Origin of the sequence: Xylanibacillus composti (genome assembly GCF_018403685.1) — a bacterium.
Lineage (GTDB): Bacteria > Bacillota > Bacilli > Paenibacillales > K13 > Xylanibacillus > Xylanibacillus composti.
In genome coordinates, this window is record NZ_BOVK01000015.1 from 152545 (window position 1) to 169921 (window position 17377).

Sequence of the window (17377 nt, forward strand, 5' to 3'; positions counted from 1 at the left end):
GCTTGCGTTGTTCCTTGGACTCGCCTATGATTACGTTGATAAGAGTGACACAGAAGGGGCTGGGATGATGCGTGAATTCGCACAGATGACTATACATGAGGCCATGGCTGCCAAGCTGGATGAGCAGCAGATTAAGGAGCCGACGCAAATTCAGCGGCTGGCGATGCAGCCGATTCTGGAAGGAAGGAGCCTGACTGCGCAGTCGGCAACCGGTACAGGGAAGACATTGGCCTATGTGCTTCCCGTCCTGCAGCGCATGGAGGCGGATACGGACAAGCTGCAAGCGGTCGTTGTGGCGCCTTCCCAGGAGTTGGCGATGCAGATTGCCGACGTATTTCAGACGTATGGCAGCCTGCTCCGTGTTCGCGTACAGTCGGCGATAGGCGGTGCGTCCATTCAGCGTCAGCTGGACAAGCTGAAGGAGAAGCCGCATGTCCTTGTCGGTACTCCCGGCAGGCTGGAGGAGCTGAGCGGCACACGCAAGCTGAAATGGCATGAGGTCCGTACGATCGTGCTGGATGAAGCGGACCAATTGATCAAATTAGGGGAAATCGCCAAGCTGGACAAGCTCATTTCCCGGGCCCCTCGCGACCGGCAGCTGCTGCTGTTCTCCGCAACAATCACGCCGGAAATCAAAGAGGCAGCAGTGAAGTGGATGGCCGATCCGATGCATATCGAAGCGTCCGAAGAAGATGGGGGCAGGCAGACTCGTGTGGAGCATCTGTCGATTGTGTCGGAGGAGCGCGACAAAATCGATACACTGCGCAAGGCGATCCGCCATTTATCCGTCCGGTCGGCCATGATTTTCGTGCAGGAAACAGCCCGTATTCGCGAGGTTGCGGAAAAACTCGCCTATCACGGGCTGCCTGCAGAGATGCTGTACGGCGAGGCGGGCAGCAGGGAACGGGCAGAGGCGATGCGCCGTTTCCGCAGCGCCCGCACCCAGCTGTTGGTAACGACGGATGTGGCTTCGCGCGGTCTGGACATCCCTCGCTTGAGCCATGTCATTATGTTTGATCCTCCGACGGATGCCGATCAATACGTCCATCGCGCAGGGCGTACGGGACGGATGGGCCGAGAGGGGACCGTCGTGCTGCTTCTGACGCCGCGGCAGAGCTTTCTTGCAGATAAATTCAGCAAAGCGCTGGGTATCCCGATTCGGCCTAAGCGAATAGAGCGAGGGGCAATCGTGGAGACCGAAGCAGGGACGGCCCAGCCCAAACGGGAACGAAACCGTACAGGGGATGCAGCCGTGCCCGCTGCGCAGCGCAAGGCGCAGGCTAAGCCGGCTGTGCCTGCCAAAGACAAGGACAAGGCAGCCAGCCGCCAGCGAGCCAAGAAAAACAAGGGGGCTCCCCGCTGGCTGAAGGAGAAGCAGAGCCGCGAGAAATCTTAATCGCTTGAATCTTTCATCCACACCCCCTTAAAGATAGGCCGGTCTCCGATCTCTTGTAGTAGAGCCGGCATAATGAAGCTTTTCGCGAGAGCTTCGACAACGAGACTATGGGGAGTGTAGGGAGATATGAATAGAGCGATATGGAAAAAATCTTTGTTGGGCCTGTTGGCAGCGAGCGTGCTGATCAGCGCATCGCCGGAAGCGATGGCCAAGGGGAAGGACGACAAGCAGGATCGCAAGGGCAAACCAACTAAAGGCTTTCAGAAACAAGGCTTCCAGGGCAAAGGAAAAGTAGAGATCAAAATCAACTTTGCCGATTTGGGACAAGACTGGGATTGGGCCACCACCAATATTGCGCGATTGGCCAGCATGAAAGTATTTGAAGGGTACGAGGATGGCACGTTCCGTCCGAACAAGCCGGTTACGCGTCTGGAAGCCGTCGTGACGGCCGTAAGGCTGATGGGACTGCGCGAGCAAGCCGAATCCGAAGAGGAAATGGCCACGCGCTTGAATTTCAAGGATGCGGAACAAATCGCGCGCAAGTATCCGCAGGCTGTCGGATACATAGCTGTAGCGGCGGAGAACGATCTGTTCAGCGAAACAGAGGATAAGCTGCAGCCGGAGAAGCCGGCGGACCGTCTATGGATTGCGACGATGCTGGTGAAGGCGTTAGGACTGGAGAATGAAGCGAAAGCCAAAATGAATACGCAGTTGAACTTCAAGGACGCCGACAAGATTCCGGCTGGTTCCGTAGGCTATGTTGCCGTTGCCGTAGACCGAAACATTGTCTTCGGTTATGAGAACAAGACCTTCCAGCCGAACAAACCGGTCACACGCGCCGAGATCGCCGCGTTCCTCGACCGTGCCGGCATGCAGCTGCCGGAATACCGCGATGGCGCGATTAAGGGGACGGTCAGCGCAGAGGTGAAAGACGGCGTGCTGCTGTTGACGCATGACGGCAAGACCGAACGCTTCATGCTGGATCCGAACGCATTCATCTGGATCGAAGGCAAGCGTGCGAAAGCGGCCGATTTGAAGGCGGGAGACGAGATTACGATCCGCATCTTCAACAATGTGGTCATCTTCGCAGAAGTGTCGAAACGGGCTGGAGAATCGGGGGCCACACTTTCCCTCGAAGGAACCGTCCGTGCGGATGTATCCGGCAACCTGCTGCAAGTCAGACGGAACGGCAAGGATGAAACCTATACGCTTACGAAGGACACGAAGATCTATAGAGAAGGACGCGAAGTGGCTGCGAACGCTCTGGTAAGGGGCGATCAAATCTCTGCTTATGTGCAGGACGGCAAGGTCGTCTGGATTGTCGTGACCGAGGCTGCCGAGGCCAATACCTTCTCCGCGACCGGATTGTTCCAGGGTCTGACGCTGAACTCGAAAGGAAATATCGCAACGATCTCCATTCTGCAAACGATAGACAATCAGTCGCAAACTTCCGTGTACAACGTATCGGATGATGTGAAGCTGGAAGGAAGCCTCGATGACTTGCTTGGCACAACTGTAGTCATCCTTGAAGGCCGCAATCAGCTTGTAACCGCGATTAAAATTCCATAAGCCAGCTATGTCGCTTGCTTATGGATAGGCAACTAGCCCAAGCGCCGAAGGCTGCCCCGATTTAAGGGGCGGCCTTTGCTGCTTTTGGCAACGCTCGGTCGAACCGTTATAATAGTGGGCAAAGGGGTGACCGACAATGAACATCTTGCAGGTGGACGGATTAACGGGAGGCTATAGCCGGAATCGGCCGGTCCTCCACGATATCAGCTTTGCGGTGCGACCGGGCGAAATGGTCGGCATGGTCGGGCTGAATGGGGCCGGCAAAAGCACAACGATGAAGCATCTGCTCGGCCTGCTCATTCCGCATAGCGGCTCGGTTCGAATCAAGGGCGTAACGCTGAAGGAACAACCGGATACGTACCGCGCGGCGTATGCATATGTGCCGGAGCATCCGCTGGTATTCGAGGAACTTACAGTGCGTGAGCATCTGCGGCTGACCGCGATGGCCTACGGCATCGAGGCGGCTGCGGCGGAGCGCCGCGTCCAGCAGCTGCTGGGCGAATTCCGCATGGATGCAAAGGCCGACGTATTTCCGGGACACCTATCCAAAGGCATGCAGCAGAAGCTGATGATTATGAATGCTTTCCTCGTGCAGCCGGATTTGTATTTAATAGACGAGCCCTTCCTCGGGCTGGACCCGCTGGGCATCCGCTCGCTGCTGGATCAGCTGCGTGAGGTGCGCAGCCAGGGCGCGGGCATTCTGATGAGCTCTCATATTCTCGCAACGCTGGAGCAGTATTGTGACCGCTACGTTGTCATTCACGAGGGGCGGGTTCGCGCATGGGGAACGCTCGACGAAATACGCAATGCCTGGGGCGGCAAAGAAGGGGAGCGGCTGGAGGATGTATTTTACCGGATAGTAGATGGAGCGGAACAGTCATGAAGCCGCTGGATACAAGCAAACTGTACAGGCAAAGGGCATCCGCTTACCGCAAGCGCATTTTGCCGTATTTGCTCTATGTCGCGCGCAGCGGCTTGCCGATTGTTGCAGGTTTTGGCGGCGTCACCTTACTGGCTTTTTATGCGAATTTGCTGCAGACTTACTCGCCGGATTTTCCGCTGACGCCAATTGCTGTCCTGCTGCTGACCCTTCCCCTGGCCGTGTCGCCTATACGCACATACGTCCAGAAAGCGGACAGCCTGTTTTTAATGCCGGCGACGCAAGCGATGCAGGGCTATTTCCGAACAGCCTTGTACCGTTCGTACGTCTGGCAGGCGGTGGCGCTTCTGGTCGTTTGGCTATTTCTGTGGCCGCTTTACCGCCTTCGGGAACGTCTGGAAGGCACACCGCTCATGGAGGGCTGGTTCTGGCTGGGGACGGCCTTCCTTCTGATCGTCAAAGCGCTCAGCATGTATGCCTCCTGGCGGGAAAGCCAGCTGCGGGATGACTGGACCAGGCGGTGGCTCGCGTTTTGGCGATGGGCGAGCATTGCCATTTCGCTCATTGGCCTCTTCGTCTGGCAGCTGCCGGCGGCGGCAGGCTTGGCGGCGATTGGCTTCAGCTTGCATCTTCTGATGACAAGCCGCGCGCATGCTTATGCGATTCATTGGGATTACCTGCATCGGCTGGAACTGGCCTCGATAAGGCGCTTGCATTCATTTCTAAGGGGCTTTGTCGATATCCCGGCGGAACGGGCGAACGTATCCAGGCGGCCTGTCGCGACCTTCTGGACGAAGCAGATTCCCCTTCGCCCGTCAGAAACGTATCGGTACTTATACTGGCTGCAGCTGCTCCGCACAGAGCGTCTGTCCATGCTGGCGCGATTGGCACTGATGGCTGTTGTGGTCATGGCCGTTGTCAGCGACTATCGAATGGCGCTGGTTGTGTACGGGCTTGCCGTTTATTCGACGGCTTTGCAAATTGCCGGCTTCTGGCGGGAGACGGAGCCTGTAGCTTGGGTGCACCTTTACCCGCTGCCGGCAGAGCTGCGCGCCATGTCCTTCTCGCGCGTCGCCTTCTGGTTGCATGCTGTGCTGGTGCCGCTCGTATCGCTGCCGCTCTGGTTCAAGACAGGCTTGCCCTTGTATGGATGCCTGGCGGCGCTGGCTGCAGGATGGCTCTGGAGCTGGCGAACAGGACGCAGCATTCTGGCCATTGAGCGGACAAGGGAGAATGCGTGAAGGAGAGGGCGTGCAATTTGGCGATAAGCGAAAACCGGCAGCGAGGGAGCCAACCGCTGTTGATGCGCGCTAACGGAACGGACAGACGCTATTTCCCCGATTGTTGCTCATTAATTTTTCTAACGGAAATCCTCGCATCTATTGGAGTTTACCACTGTGCAAGCCGACCTAGACGAAGGAAATAAGGTCGCTCAGTTCCGCAAGAATGCGCCAACACGGCTTGAAACAGCGGGTTAGCGCTGCTGATTTCCGTTAGAAGGCAGAGCGCCCGCAGAAAGAAAAAGCTGACTCTCACCTAAGTTGATGGAGCCAGCTTTTTTTGATTTTGCTTCGATCTGGTCGTCAAGCGATGGTGTGCGGTGCGACCGTCCAAGTGGAGGCAAGCCTCAGCTTGTGCAGGTCAGGCATGCTGCGGTGTTCAGGATGTCGCTTCTGCCTTCTGCAAGTCGAGCACGCCCTGATAAATCAGGTCGAACAGCTCCTCGATATCCGCTTCCTCAATGCAAGAGAATGCTACTCGCAAATCGCTCTCGCCGAGCGCAATGGTCCCTACGCCATAGGCATCGAGCAGATGGCTGCGCAGCGTTTCGGCATGGACATGCTTCAGCTTCAAACACATGAAGTAGCCGGAGTTGAACGGATAATATTCCCACGCCTCATCATACTTGCCGCTGTCCAGCACTTCCTTCGTCCGATTGGCGCGGCCTTTCATGATCGCGGCTTTCTCCGCCTTCTGCTGGGCGAAGTCCGGGGATCGCAGCGCTTCCAGCACAAATGTCTGCGACGGATGCGGACCGCTGGAGATCGTGGCGCGAATAATGCCCAACGTCTTCTGCTCCAGCACATGCTGGACGACCTCGCTGGTGGAGGCGTAGCTGATGAAGCCAACGCGGAAGCCCCATACATACTCTTCCTTCGTCGCGCCGTCCACCTTAACGGCCAGCACTCGATCATGGAGGCCGGCAAGCGAGCCGAAGAGCGATTCCTGCAAGGAATCCTCGAAGAATAGGCTGAAGTAAGCGTCATCGGTAACGGCAACGATGTTGATTCCGGCCTCGGCGCCTGCGCGAATGGCTTCTACAATCTGACGTCCTTCTTCAGCTCCGGGCGTATAGCCGGTCGGGTTGTTCGGGAAGTTGAGCACGACGATGGCCTTGCCGTTCTCCTGCTGCGCCAGAATGGCTGCCCTCAAGCCTGCCACGTTGAAACGGCGCTCCTCATTGTAGAGCGGATAAGTCACGATGCTCGCTTTGCGGCGAATGCCGAAGGTCAGCTCGTAATTTTCCCAATTTTTCTCCGGATAAATCACCGCATCCTGCTCATCGGCGAACAGGTCGGCCACGATGCTTAAGCCGTGAGTCAACGCATTGGTCGCGATCGGCTGGCTGAAGCTCTTGTCCCGGAGCGTTGGATTCTCTTCGATCAACTTGCTCCGCCACAGTTCCCGCAGCTCCGGCTTGCCTGCCGGAGGCGCGTAAGGATACAAGTCCTTCGGTGCGAACGAGGACAATCGGTCTTGGATCGTCTGCAAGTACATCGGCTCCTTGTTCTCCAGAGCGATGCCGATGGTGGCATTGAATTTTTTGGCCTTTTGACCAGCTTCCGCCGATTGGCTCAAGATGCCTTCTTTAGGGAAGTAGATCGATTTGCCTAGCGAGGAAAGCATGCTGTATACATGCGGATTCTCGCGCTCCAATGTTTCGTTCAACTGCTTGCAAAGTGGATTCATCTGAATTCCATCCTTCCGTAATCTGTTCGCGCTGTTCTGTCTCCAGTTAGCTTTTAGGGATTATTATAACACTTCGCACAGACAGAAGACTACGGCTGACTGTATTTTTTTGAAAACCCCTCACAGGTGCAGCGACAGTACGGAATTTACGCGGTTTCTTCCTTCGTCCATTCGCTGATTTTCGCATCGGAAGGGAGCAGGAAGGCGATCAGCCCGACTAGGGGCAGCCAGCTTGCCCACAGCATGACATTTTCCAGACCGATGATATCCGCCAGCTTGCCCCAGACGAAGGAGCCGGCGGCGCCCAGTCCGAAAGCCAGTCCGATCGTTAATCCCGATGCCGTGGCAACTTTGCCGGGAATCAGCTCCTGGGCATAGACGACCATGACGGAGAAGCTTGACAGCAAAATAAGTCCAATCAGCGTAAGCAGCACATAGGACCAGAACGGGGTGGCGAACGGCAGCAAGACGGTTAGCGGTGCGGCGCCCAGCATGGAAGCGATGAGCACCTTCTTTCTGCCGAACCAGTCTGCTAGGGGGCCCCCGATGAACGTACCGACTACTCCTGCAGCGGCAAACAGGAAGATGAACACTTGCGTGCGTTCAATGCTCATGCCGTACTTCTCAATCAGATAAAACGGGTAGAAGGATGAGATGCCGGCATGATACCAGGAACGGGCGAAAATAAACAGGATGACGAGCAGGAGTGCCAAACGGATCCGGCCTTTGTAGGCATCGGCATGCGCACGGCGCTTTTTGCTCTTGGTCGGGACAGCTGTTTCCTGCATCGCATTCCGATACCAGCGGGCAATCATTAACTGGAAGACAATGGCCAATGCCGCTGCAAAAGTAAACCAGATCGCTCCGAATTGGCCGAACGGAACGAAGATCAGAATCGCCAGGATCGGGGCGAGGGATTGTCCGGCATTGCCGCCTACTTGGTAAATGGATTGCGCCAGTCCGCGTCTCGGTCCGGCAGCCAAGAAGGCAACGCGGGCCGCTTCCGGGTGGAATACAGCGGAGCCGATGCCGACAAGCATAACAGATACGATGACCCAGGCGTAGCTCGGCGCCATGCTGAGCCCCAGCATGCCAAGCAAGGAGAACACCATGCCCAGCGGCAGCAAAAAAGGCGTAGGCCGAGCGTCGGAATACAAGCCGATGACGGGCTGCAGCAGAGCGGCAGTCAAATTCAAGGTGAAGGCGATCAGCCCGACCTGTGTATAGGTCAGAGACATCGTCTCTTCCAGAATGAGCGATACAGCAGGTATGACGGATTGCATCGTATCGTTCAGGAGATGGATGAGGCTGATGGCAATCAGAATCTTAAAGACGAACGGACGGGCGGCGGTTGCGGTCCGCGCTTCTCCAGCCTGGCTGGCGGCAGGAGCGGGACTAGGTGTGGTGTTCATGCTGTTATCCTTCCTTACGTGAGTTGGTTTTGGCTCGCAAGATGCCGAGGGACTGACCCACACGGACCTTGTCGCCAACTTTCAAATCCGGCTCGGGAACGAAGGTGCCGTTTTCGATCAGCAGCACAACCGTGGAGCCAAATTCGAAATAAGCAAGCTCTTCGCCGCGTTCCACTGATTGGGGCGCAGCGTCTTGGACATAGCGAATGCTGCTGACATTGAAGGCTCCTACCTTAATGACAGCGGTCTCGCCCTTGCTGCCGCGAATGTAGGTGACAGTCCGGACATTTCGGCTGAGCACCCTGTTCATGTATCTAAGTCCAAAGTCGTTGACCGGGTACACCCTGCCCGGAATGGCTTCTGTTTCTTCGACCTTGCCGGATAGCGGGGCGTGGATGCGATGGTAGTCGGACGGGCTCAAGTACAGAACATAACAAAAACCGTTGCGATAATGGATCATGCGCGGGGAGCGATTCAGCAGTTCCCCGACAGTATAATGCTGTCCTTTAACGTTTAAGACGGTTCCATCGGATATGGGCCCCATTCCTGTAATCAGGGCATCGACAGGACTGACAAGCGCATTCGGGTCCGGATCGATTGGCCGCAATCCCGGCTTTAGTTTTCGCGTGAAAAAAGCATTCAGCGATTCGTATTGGTCGATGGTTTTCTCTGCTTCCTCTATCGGAATTCCGTACACTTTGGCAAATCGGGGAATCAACCTGCGGCTCAAGCCGGAGCGGGCGAAAGCGCCGGCCATTCGGGAAATTGCCGCATGGGACGAAAGCTCGGTCAACAGCCGGTAAAAAGCTTTGGCCACCCTCAACACTCCTCTCGCGTTTCAATGGCATGGTATACTCGATTATATTGACATAGAATGGGCAGACACGCAATAGGGGAAGGGGGCGGGCTTATTTTTCGGCAATAACAAAAACAGCCCGGGAAGGCTGTTTTTTCAGCAGTCTATGAAATTATGGCTTTGTATACTCCCGGCAGCCCAAGCATGTCTTGAAATTCACCTGAATGGGCTGTGCGGCGCCGGATAGCTTGGTGCAGGCTACGGGTGTCTTGTTTGCGGCATCTGTGCTGATGGATTCGCAGTAGTGGCAGGCCGAAATCAGGCGCAGCAGCAATTCTGTTTCGGAAACTTTGCCAGCTGGGTTCACAGACATCTCTCCTTTTGGGAGACACACAAAAAAGCGCCGAAAAGGGCGCGCATCCTGACGTTGGACTTCGTGCTTTCGAATCCCACGTGCAGCCCGGCTGTCATTGCGACCTGCAATCGCTTTAGACCCGTGGCTTTGCGTCTCCTTCTTTCGAATGGATTTGCCCTTAAGTATAAATTCCATAACTTGCTAATCCCTATCGTACCACAAAGCTATTGGTTTGTCACGTATTCTCCCGAAGCAGGAACACGGATATGAGGAGGATTCGCGCTGAAACGGAAGGGCCCCGTTGTCGCGCTGCGAGCGCAGCAAACAGGGCCGGTTTTGCTGACCGCGCCCAACCTGATCGCAAGGCATGGCCCTGCCAGTCACTGGTCCAGTGGTCTAGGCTCATGCATTACAGCTTGCGATAAATGCGGATCAGCTTGTCAGCGGCGGTAATTAAGTTGTGATGCTGCTGGGCATAGGCTCTCCCTTGCTTGCCCAGCTTCCGCAGCAGGTGCGGCTTGCGAAGAAGATGGCGAAGGGTGTCTGTCAAAGTGTCCGGATTGGCAGAAACAATTGGAAGCCCCGGGTATTTCGGAATCAAATCCTTGCGCATGTAACAGACTACCGCTTTGCCCATCGCCATGGCTTCAATGCTGACCATGCCGTAATCTCCGATGTGGAGCTGATCGATGACCAGATCCGCTTGCTGATAGGCGGCTTTTGCTTTGTCGTGCGGCATTTTCTGAATTAAGGTGAACTGAAAGTCTAGTCCTTCACGCTTCAGTTGAGCAATTGCAGCTTCGATGAACTCTGTACCCTTCACATATTGGTTTGTAGGCGCATGCACGATTCGTACGGGCCCGGTGCCTGATGGATAAGCCGGCTGAATCGCATTCAGATCTACCGCATTCGGCAAGAAATGAATATATTTGTAGAAAGGTTTTATATATGGAAGCAACTCATAATAAGGGATGATCGCATGGCTTGCTGATTCGCTGATTCGCTTCAGATCTGCTAATATACGCTCGTCTGTCCATCTGGGCTTCACACGCGCATAGGGATTCAGCTTTTTGGCGATTGACAGTCGTCGCACTTCAGAGCCGCGATGATGAATGATCACTTTCTTGCCCATGGAAGTCAGCAGCTTTAGATCGCTATTGTCGGGAAGAAAGGTGGAGCTGAAATGGAAATGGAAAATATCGTAACGGTCCAGCACTTTGTTCATGTATCTTTGGGCGATCGCCGGCCGTTGCTTGGCTGCATATCGTTCCAAGTGCAGACATACATCCGGCTTGAACTCGTAGCTGTTCCCGTAAAAGTGACACGATGTAGCGGAGATCCCCTTTTTGCGCAGCACCTGGCATAACGCAATCATCTGCTGGCCATAGGTCAAATGCAACACTCTCATGCTTCGCTCTCCTTTCGGGGTGTCCATCCGAGGTTCTTCCCTTACTTTATGGCTGCATGACTTCCATCGCTTGGACGCATGCAGCATTGTTTCGGAAAATGGTTCACCGTACAAGCAATCTCTATGGTTTCTCATAAACTGCAGAAAGCCAGGAATCATTTCAGGGGGGTGCCGTCTTGAAAGCTGCTGCAATCGTGGGAGCCAGACCGCAATTTGTGAAAGCGGGGATGCTGAGCCGGGCATTGCGCCGGCATATGGAAGAAATCATCATCCACACCGGCCAACATTATGATGCGAACATGTCGGCTGTATTTTTCGAGCAATTAAGTTTGCCTCATCCCGAATATGAACTCCAGGCAGGCTCAGATACGCATGCCAGACAGACTGCCCGCATGCTGATGGAGCTAGAAGAGATTCTGGTCAAGGAAAAGCCGGACTTCGTGCTCGTTTTCGGTGACACCAATTCTACATTGGCCGGCAGTTTGGCCGCCGCCAAGCTGCACATTCCGATCGCTCATGTGGAAGCGGGGCTGCGGAGCTACAATCGGAGAATGCCGGAGGAAATCAATCGGGTGGTTACAGATCATCTCTCCACCGTATTGTTCTGTCCTACCGGTACTGCCGTAGGGAATTTGAAAAAAGAAGGAATTACGCGCCATACCTACATGGTAGGAGATGTTATGTGTGACGCTGTACTGGCTTATAAGGATGTGGCGCTCAGACAATCCTCGGTGCTGGAGAGATTGGGACTCGTTCCGGGCAGCTACTATTTGGCCACCATTCATCGAGCGGAAAATACGGACAATCCCGAGCATATGCGCGCCATTCTGCGGGCATTGCATCAATTGGATCGTCCTGTCCTCGTTCCGCTGCATCCCCGGACCAAGAAGTGCCTGGAGAAGTTCGGCTTGCTGCCATTGTTGGACGGCGAGAAGCTTCATGTAATGGAGCCGCTGCGATATCTGGATATGCTCGCATGTATCAGCCAGGCTAGTGTCGTCCTGACTGATTCCGGCGGTGTGCAGAAGGAGGCTTATATGCTTCACATTCCATGTGTGACCATGCGCAGCGAGACCGAATGGGTGGAGACTGTGGCGCACGGAGGCAATGTGTTGGCTGGAGCAGACAGTCAGCGCATTGTGGCCGCTGTCGAGCAGTTCAAACAGCCTGTTTCCTTCAGGAATCTGTTCGGAGATGGCAAAACAGCGGACCAAATAGCGGAGATTCTGATGACGATTTCGCCGGATCTGTAAAGGCAAAAGCCGCTTCCCCCGCGATGGGAAGCGGCTTTGAATCTTCATAGAATATAGGCCAAGTAATCGGGTTTCAGCACGCGCTTGTAGACGGAGTAGAGGATGGTCTCCATTTTATCCCAGGCATAGGTGTCCTGCATGATTTGGAACGCATTGTCGCTCATGAGCTGCAATAAATCTCGTCGTCTGTTCAGATAGAGGATGGCGTTTACATAGTCGGCCGCCGCAGGCAGCGGGTTGTCGAGGACCAGACCGCAATGATGCCGGCGAACGAAGCTTTCCATTTCGTGGCACTTGTTGACGAGAATAGGCACCCCGTTGTTCAAGTAGCTGAAAAATTTATTGGGCAGCGCGAACATATGATTCATCGTATAAGGGAGCTTGTAATCGATCCAGCCGATGTCCACATCAGCCATATGCTGGGGAATTGCCTTGTAATCGACCCACCCCGCCGGGATGACCTTATGTGCCAGATCGGGCGGAATCGGGAGCGATTGATGGCTGCGGACGCCCCCGATGATTTTGAAGCGGAGGTCCATCGATTGATTGGCGATTCTCGTCATCTCCAGTATGCGGTCTGCGCTCCCTCTCTTCGGATCAACGTTGCCTTCATAGCATACGGTAAGGTGCGGCTTTAAGAAGTTTTTGGCTGGACGGCTTTGGAGCATGGGCGGGGAATTATAGATGACATCCACGCGGAGCTTCGGGTTTATGGACAGATACCAGGCTTTCATGGATTCGGAGACCGCAATGATGTGATCCACTTCTTTCAGCATCTCGAGCAAGGCGCTGTACAGCTTGCTTTTCTTGTCCTCACGAATGCTGGCATAAAGGTCTGGCGTGAATTCGTGGCTGTCATAGATCAGCTTCACATGCTTGCCTTGGGTTCTTAGCTCTCGCTTGATGCACACCCCGGCATAAAGGGAGAGGTACTCATGAGCATGATAAACGTCGGCTTGCTGCTCCATTCCAACCTTGATCAGCATGTTGACATTTTTGGTAGTACATTTGCCTGACAGCACGTTGGCAACAATCTGATCCAACGTATCCTGATGCTTTTCATAGGTCACGACTCTGACGCCTTCATGGATGAAGCTCGGGCTTAAAAACTCTCGGGTATAAGGGGTTCCATCTATGTCGAATAAATAGCCGTTCATTCGCGGGGCGACGATTGTCACGTCATATCCGGCCTTCAGCAAGCTTTTGGCTTCCTTTTTGAATATGCGTGCATCCTGGAAGGGATGGTGCTGGATCAGCTTGCAGATCTTAATAGGCATTGTATTCACTCCTTTTCAGAAGTCGTCTTGTACAATGTATTACATCTGCAAGCCGGAAGGAACAGCGATCGTACCGCGCTGCGAAAATTGGGTGGCCGTCGCCGCTGCCCGTCAAAATGGGGGAAGCCGGTAAAAGGAGGCGGTGTTTTGAGTAATGAGGGCGTGCGCTTCCTGGAAGGAGCAGCGCTTCAAGCCGGCAATTTCCTGAATGACACGCTGGGCCATGCGGGGGACGGTGGCCTGACCCTTGAATGGGCCTTCGAAGGGCCACGGACCGTCCGTTTCGGCCATCACTTTGTCGATCGGCATAACGGCGGCTAATTGCCGAATGTCCGGCTCATAGCAGATGTCCGGCGTGAAGGAGACGCTGTATTGATTGGCAATGATGCGTTCGGTCACAAGGCGGGAGGCCTTGAACCAATGAAAATGGGCGTGGCTGACATTGTACTTTTCCAGCAGCTCGCAGGCGGCAGCTGCGTCTTCGTAAACGGCATGCAGCACAATGGGCTTGTTCAACTCGCCGGCCAACCGTACGAATTGCTCCAGCAGTTCTTGATAAGGTTCGGCGTCGAAGCGCTCGCCTGCTCGACGCTTCTCGAGCGCAGTGTAATAAGGAAGTCCGACTTCACCGATTGCGACCATATCGTCGGCATGCTTGCGCATCCACTGGAACAAATCAGCGGCGGCAGCATCATCGGGAAGAGGCTGCTCCGGATGAAAGCCGAAAGCGGGATGGACGAGGCCGGGATAGCGCTTAGCGATCTGAAGGTTGCGGCGGCAGGATTCCAGTTGACTGGATACGGTGATCAGCCCTGTCACCTGCATGGCTTCCGTCCGCGGACCGTTGCTTGCTTGCATGAGCGGTGCCAGCATGTCTGTCAATTGGCTGTCCTCGTACATATCCAAATGAATATGGGCGTCAATCATGGCGGGATTCCTCCTGTTCCTTCGCGGATAGCAACAATTCGTACAGTTCTCCCCGCAATGCGGCAAATGCGGGATCAAGCAGCAGGCGCTGATCTCGCGGCCGCGGGAACGGCACTTCGATCTCCTGCAGCACGCGGGTTGGCTTGGCTGACAGGACATAGAGGCGGTCGGACAAGTATAAGGCCTCCTCAATGCTGTGGGTGACGAACAGGACGGTTCTCCGCTCTTGTTCCCACTGCCGCAGCAGCCAATGCTGCATTTCCTGCCTGGTAAGCGCATCCAGAGCGGCGAAAGGCTCATCCAGGCACATGACGTCTCTTGCGCCAAGCAGAGCCCGCACGAATGCAACGCGCTGCTGCATGCCGCCGGAAAGCTGATGCGGGAGAGCCTTTTCGTAGCCGTTCAGTCCGGCTTTTTGCAACGCATCCCGCGCGGTCGCCAGCGCTTTCCTTGCTGGAACCCCGTCCAGCTGGAGCGGAAGGGCAGCGTTCTGTTCCACTGTCCGCCAAGGAAACATGGCGCTGTCCTGCGGCATATAGCTGACGAGTCCGCGCTCGCCGGAGATGTCGCGGCCATCCAGTACAATGCGGCCTTGATCGGGGCGGTAGAGGCCACCCAGCAGCAGAAACAGCGTGCTCTTGCCGCTGCCTGACGGTCCCAGTATGGAAACAAATTCCCCTTCGCGGGCATGAAGATCGATGCCGTCCAGCACGCGCGTCTGACGGCCCCCTTCTTGAAATGTTTTCACGATGCCTTCGAATTGGACTTTGACGGCTGCCGGACCGGCGGGCTCCAGGTTTTGATGTCCTGTTCTCGCGCTCACGGTCTGTCACCTCCTTGATTGCCTCTGGCCAGGCTGCTTGCCTTCCAGCGGGTAAATCGCCATTCCAGCAGCCGGGACAAGCCGACCATGAGAAGGCTGAGTACGATAATGACCATAACGCTGACAAACACCCGATCCATGCGGAATGAGGCGTAAGAAAGCATCATGAATTTGCCGATGCCTTGGCTGCCGCCGACCCATTCGGCAATGACTGCTCCCATGACACTGTAGGTAGCGGCGATCTTTACCCCTGCGAACAAATAAGGCAGCGAATAAGGCAGCTCCAGCTTGAACAGGAGCTGCATGCGGGTGGCGCCAGTCATCAGCATGTAGCTGCGCATTGACCGATCGGTCTGTGCGAGTCCGTTCATAGTAGCGACAAGCACGGGAAAGAAGCAGACCAGTACGATGATGACGATCTTGGGCGTCAAGCCGAACCCGAACCAGAAAATAAGCAGCATGCTTAGCACGATGATGGGAATGTTCTGCGACAGTATCATGAGCGGATAGAAAGCCCGATTCATGAATGGAGAGACGTGCAGCAGCAGAGCGCCCGCAATGCCGACGATGATGCCGATCGACGTTCCGGCCAGCATCACCTTAACCGTCACCCAGGTATGCGCAAGCACCTGCGGATAGCTTTTCACCCATTCTTGCGCAACGTCAACGGGAGAGGGCACATGCCACTTCTCGACGCCGGAAATGTCCACGGCAGCCTGCCAACCAATCAGAAGCAGCGCCAAGACCAGTGCCGGAGGCCACCATTTGTAAAGAAATGCGCGCATCTTCATGCGGTTTACCCGTCGTATTTTTCTGTCAGCTTGTCCATGGAAGCCCCGGCAGGATTGTAGTAGATCTTCACCTGCGAGATGACATTGGGGCTGCCGTACGCAATCATTTCCTCGTTCATTTGCTTGACGATGTCCAACAGGTTGGCGAGCTCGCCTTCCATTGTCGTTTCCAGCGGGCCGACCCGGTAGTTGACGCCGGATGCCTGAATAACGGAGATCGCCCGGTCTACATAGGGGATGATGTCCTCATTGTTCTTGGTTTTCGGTAAAATTTGAATGCTGACTAGTGCATTGGCCATAGTTTGGTCCTCCTCGAGTTGGAAATGGAAAGAGACGCCGCAGGACGCTGTCAGCGTCCCCGGCGTCTGGTGCAATCTGCCTTACTCCGGCAAAAACTCATTAGTAAACGCTTGTTCAGCGTTCAGCTCCTGCTCCAGCAATTCATGCTCGAGCATCCAATCCGCATAGTTTTTCCATACTTCAAGCTTCTGTTCGCCCCAGCGAGACGCATCGGCTTGGTATTGGTCCGCCAGCCAAACTTGGCTCGCCTTCACCAGTTCGGCGTCCAGGTCAGGCTCGGCATTCAGCAGGAGGTCCGCAGCTTCTTCAGGATGCTCGATTGCGTAGGCGTAACCTTTGGAGGTAGCTGCCAGGAATGCCCGTACTGTGTCCGCGTCGTTTTCGATCATTCGCTCGCTGGCGATGAGCACCGGCGTATAATAGTCCAGTTTTTCGGAGAGGTCGCGCAGGTAGATCATGTTGAGAGGCACATCCTTCAGCTCGGCCTGCACGCCGTCCCAGCCGTAGTAGATCCAACCGAAGTCGATATCCTTCTCAACCGCTGTGAAAAACTCCGTATAACCAGTATCCAGAACAGTCAGCTGGTCATAGTCGGCGCCTGCTGCTTGCATAACCGATTGAATCGTCGCAATTTCGGACGGAGAGCCCCAACCCCCGTACACCTTGCCCTCAAAGTCCTTCGGCGACACAATGCCTTTGTCAGCCGGGGATGCGAAGCCGGATGTGTTATGCTGAATGACTGCCGCGATCGATACGATCAGAATCGGGCTTTCGCTCGTTCTGGCAACGGTCACGTTCTCTTGATAGCTGACGCCGAACTCTACATTGCCTGCTGCCACAGCCGTTTCTACGCCTGTTTCGCCTGCAGAAATGATCGTAACGTCAAGTCCTTCCTCTGCATAATATCCGTTGCTTTGCGCCACATACATGCCCGTGTGGTTCGTATTGGGTGCCCAATCCAGCATGACAGTGACGTTCTTTAAGGTTTGGGGCGATTCTTGATTCTGTTCTTGTCCCCCGTTCGACTGCTGTTCCCCGCCCTGTGTTCCACTCTGGTTCCCGCTGTTCCCGCAGCCTGCCGCCAGTATGACGACCAAGGCGAAAGAGAGCAGGATAATCCAAGTCTTCTTCATGGCTGTTTCCACTCCTTTATCTATGAGTCCTGCTTGGATAGCTTGAAGCCGCCGGACCGCAAAAAAGCTTCCCATAGGGAAGCGAGA

At 55.1% G+C, this 17377-nt stretch carries 16 protein-coding genes and 1 riboswitch; of the genes, 5 read left to right on the forward strand and 11 right to left on the reverse strand.

The features are described 5' to 3' along the window. Positions 1–64: 64 nt before the first annotated feature. The 4 genes from XYCOK13_RS06480 (at position 65) to XYCOK13_RS06495 (ending at position 5086) form a co-directional block, all read left to right on the forward strand. Entirely contained in the window at positions 65–1396 is a 1332-nt protein-coding gene (locus XYCOK13_RS06480; protein WP_213411060.1) for a DEAD/DEAH box helicase, read from the forward strand. A 126-nt stretch (positions 1397–1522) separates the two neighbouring features. Next, on the forward strand, positions 1523–2965 hold the full coding sequence (locus XYCOK13_RS06485; protein ID WP_213411061.1) for an S-layer homology domain-containing protein: 1443 nt from the start codon (positions 1523–1525) through the stop codon (positions 2963–2965). A gap of 136 nt (positions 2966–3101) precedes the next feature. Next, positions 3102–3848, forward strand: a complete 747-nt coding sequence (locus XYCOK13_RS06490; protein ID WP_213411062.1) for an ABC transporter ATP-binding protein — start codon at positions 3102–3104, stop codon at positions 3846–3848. Continuing rightward, complete coding sequence (locus XYCOK13_RS06495; RefSeq protein ID WP_213411063.1) at positions 3845–5086, forward strand: ABC transporter permease; 1242 nt, start codon at positions 3845–3847, stop codon at positions 5084–5086. Before XYCOK13_RS06490 ends, XYCOK13_RS06495 begins: the two co-directional genes overlap by 4 nt. Positions 5087–5504: 418 nt before the next feature. Here XYCOK13_RS06495 and XYCOK13_RS06500 read toward each other — a convergent pair whose 3' ends face one another. The 5 genes from XYCOK13_RS06500 to XYCOK13_RS06520 all read right to left on the reverse strand — a co-directional run bounded on the left by XYCOK13_RS06500 (position 5505) and on the right by XYCOK13_RS06520 (position 10786). Then, complete coding sequence (locus XYCOK13_RS06500) at positions 5505–6815, reverse strand: aminotransferase class I/II-fold pyridoxal phosphate-dependent enzyme (RefSeq protein WP_213411064.1); 1311 nt, start codon at positions 6813–6815, stop codon at positions 5505–5507. A gap of 146 nt (positions 6816–6961) precedes the next feature. Then, on the reverse strand, positions 6962–8227 hold the full coding sequence (locus XYCOK13_RS06505) for an MFS transporter (RefSeq protein WP_213411065.1): 1266 nt from the start codon (positions 8225–8227) through the stop codon (positions 6962–6964). Between the two features lie 4 nt (positions 8228–8231). After that, positions 8232–9044 carry an archaetidylserine decarboxylase gene (asd, locus tag XYCOK13_RS06510; RefSeq protein WP_213411066.1) on the reverse strand — a complete coding sequence of 271 codons (813 nt, stop codon included), beginning with the start codon at positions 9042–9044 and terminating at the stop codon, positions 8232–8234. A 151-nt stretch (positions 9045–9195) separates the two neighbouring features. Beyond that, complete coding sequence (locus XYCOK13_RS06515; protein ID WP_213411067.1) at positions 9196–9390, reverse strand: hypothetical protein; 195 nt, start codon at positions 9388–9390, stop codon at positions 9196–9198. 84 nt (positions 9391–9474) lie between these two features. Further along, positions 9475–9565, reverse strand: a riboswitch (cyclic di-GMP riboswitch). Between the two features lie 222 nt (positions 9566–9787). Next, positions 9788–10786 (reverse strand): glycosyltransferase family 4 protein, encoded by a 999-nt coding sequence (locus XYCOK13_RS06520; RefSeq protein WP_213411068.1) that lies wholly within the window; start codon positions 10784–10786, stop codon positions 9788–9790. Between the two features lie 176 nt (positions 10787–10962). Between XYCOK13_RS06520 and wecB the strand changes: the two genes are divergently transcribed. Then, the gene (gene wecB / locus XYCOK13_RS06525; protein ID WP_213411069.1) at positions 10963–12039 is read left to right on the forward strand and encodes a non-hydrolyzing UDP-N-acetylglucosamine 2-epimerase; all 1077 of its coding nucleotides are present in this window, start codon (positions 10963–10965) and stop codon (positions 12037–12039) included. Positions 12040–12083: 44 nt separating this feature from the next. Here the strand turns inward: wecB and XYCOK13_RS06530 are convergent, their stop codons facing one another. From XYCOK13_RS06530 to XYCOK13_RS06555, 6 genes are all read right to left on the reverse strand, one after another. Further along, positions 12084–13316: a glycosyltransferase gene (locus XYCOK13_RS06530; RefSeq protein ID WP_213411070.1), complete on the reverse strand. Its 1233-nt coding sequence runs from the start codon at positions 13314–13316 to the stop codon at positions 12084–12086. Positions 13317–13427: 111 nt separating this feature from the next. Continuing rightward, positions 13428–14243 (reverse strand): TatD family hydrolase, encoded by an 816-nt coding sequence (locus XYCOK13_RS06535; RefSeq protein ID WP_213411071.1) that lies wholly within the window; start codon positions 14241–14243, stop codon positions 13428–13430. After that, positions 14236–15066 carry an ABC transporter ATP-binding protein gene (locus XYCOK13_RS06540; RefSeq protein ID WP_244865036.1) on the reverse strand — a complete coding sequence of 277 codons (831 nt, stop codon included), beginning with the start codon at positions 15064–15066 and terminating at the stop codon, positions 14236–14238. The genes XYCOK13_RS06535 and XYCOK13_RS06540 overlap by 8 nt, the downstream gene beginning before the upstream one ends. After that, positions 15063–15857, reverse strand: a complete 795-nt coding sequence (locus XYCOK13_RS06545; protein ID WP_244865037.1) for an ABC transporter permease — start codon at positions 15855–15857, stop codon at positions 15063–15065. The genes XYCOK13_RS06540 and XYCOK13_RS06545 overlap by 4 nt, the downstream gene beginning before the upstream one ends. Before the next feature lie 5 nt (positions 15858–15862). Next, positions 15863–16156 carry a thiamine-binding protein gene (locus XYCOK13_RS06550; protein WP_213411072.1) on the reverse strand — a complete coding sequence of 98 codons (294 nt, stop codon included), beginning with the start codon at positions 16154–16156 and terminating at the stop codon, positions 15863–15865. 81 nt (positions 16157–16237) lie between these two features. Beyond that, on the reverse strand, positions 16238–17290 hold the full coding sequence (locus XYCOK13_RS06555; RefSeq protein WP_213411073.1) for an ABC transporter substrate-binding protein: 1053 nt from the start codon (positions 17288–17290) through the stop codon (positions 16238–16240). Between the last annotated feature and the right edge of the window lie 87 nt (positions 17291–17377).

What these genes read in the sequence shown, in the direction of transcription:
- XYCOK13_RS06495 (WP_213411063.1), top strand. Translation starts at nt 3,845, where the DNA reads ATGAAGCCGCTGGATACAAGCAAACTGTACAGGCAAAGGGCATCCGCT.
- XYCOK13_RS06485 (WP_213411061.1), top strand. Translation starts at nt 1,523, where the DNA reads ATGAATAGAGCGATATGGAAAAAATCTTTGTTGGGCCTGTTGGCAGCG.
- XYCOK13_RS06530 (WP_213411070.1), bottom strand. Translation starts at nt 13,316, where the DNA reads ATGCCTATTAAGATCTGCAAGCTGATCCAGCACCATCCCTTCCAGGAT.
- XYCOK13_RS06520 (WP_213411068.1), bottom strand. Translation starts at nt 10,786, where the DNA reads ATGAGAGTGTTGCATTTGACCTATGGCCAGCAGATGATTGCGTTATGC.
- XYCOK13_RS06490 (WP_213411062.1), top strand. Translation starts at nt 3,102, where the DNA reads ATGAACATCTTGCAGGTGGACGGATTAACGGGAGGCTATAGCCGGAAT.
- XYCOK13_RS06545 (WP_244865037.1), bottom strand. Translation starts at nt 15,857, where the DNA reads ATGAAGATGCGCGCATTTCTTTACAAATGGTGGCCTCCGGCACTGGTC.
- XYCOK13_RS06480 (WP_213411060.1), top strand. Translation starts at nt 65, where the DNA reads ATGATGCGTGAATTCGCACAGATGACTATACATGAGGCCATGGCTGCC.
- XYCOK13_RS06500 (WP_213411064.1), bottom strand. Translation starts at nt 6,815, where the DNA reads ATGAATCCACTTTGCAAGCAGTTGAACGAAACATTGGAGCGCGAGAAT.
- XYCOK13_RS06550 (WP_213411072.1), bottom strand. Translation starts at nt 16,156, where the DNA reads ATGGCCAATGCACTAGTCAGCATTCAAATTTTACCGAAAACCAAGAAC.
- XYCOK13_RS06505 (WP_213411065.1), bottom strand. Translation starts at nt 8,227, where the DNA reads ATGAACACCACACCTAGTCCCGCTCCTGCCGCCAGCCAGGCTGGAGAA.
- XYCOK13_RS06535 (WP_213411071.1), bottom strand. Translation starts at nt 14,243, where the DNA reads ATGATTGACGCCCATATTCATTTGGATATGTACGAGGACAGCCAATTG.
- XYCOK13_RS06555 (WP_213411073.1), bottom strand. Translation starts at nt 17,290, where the DNA reads ATGAAGAAGACTTGGATTATCCTGCTCTCTTTCGCCTTGGTCGTCATA.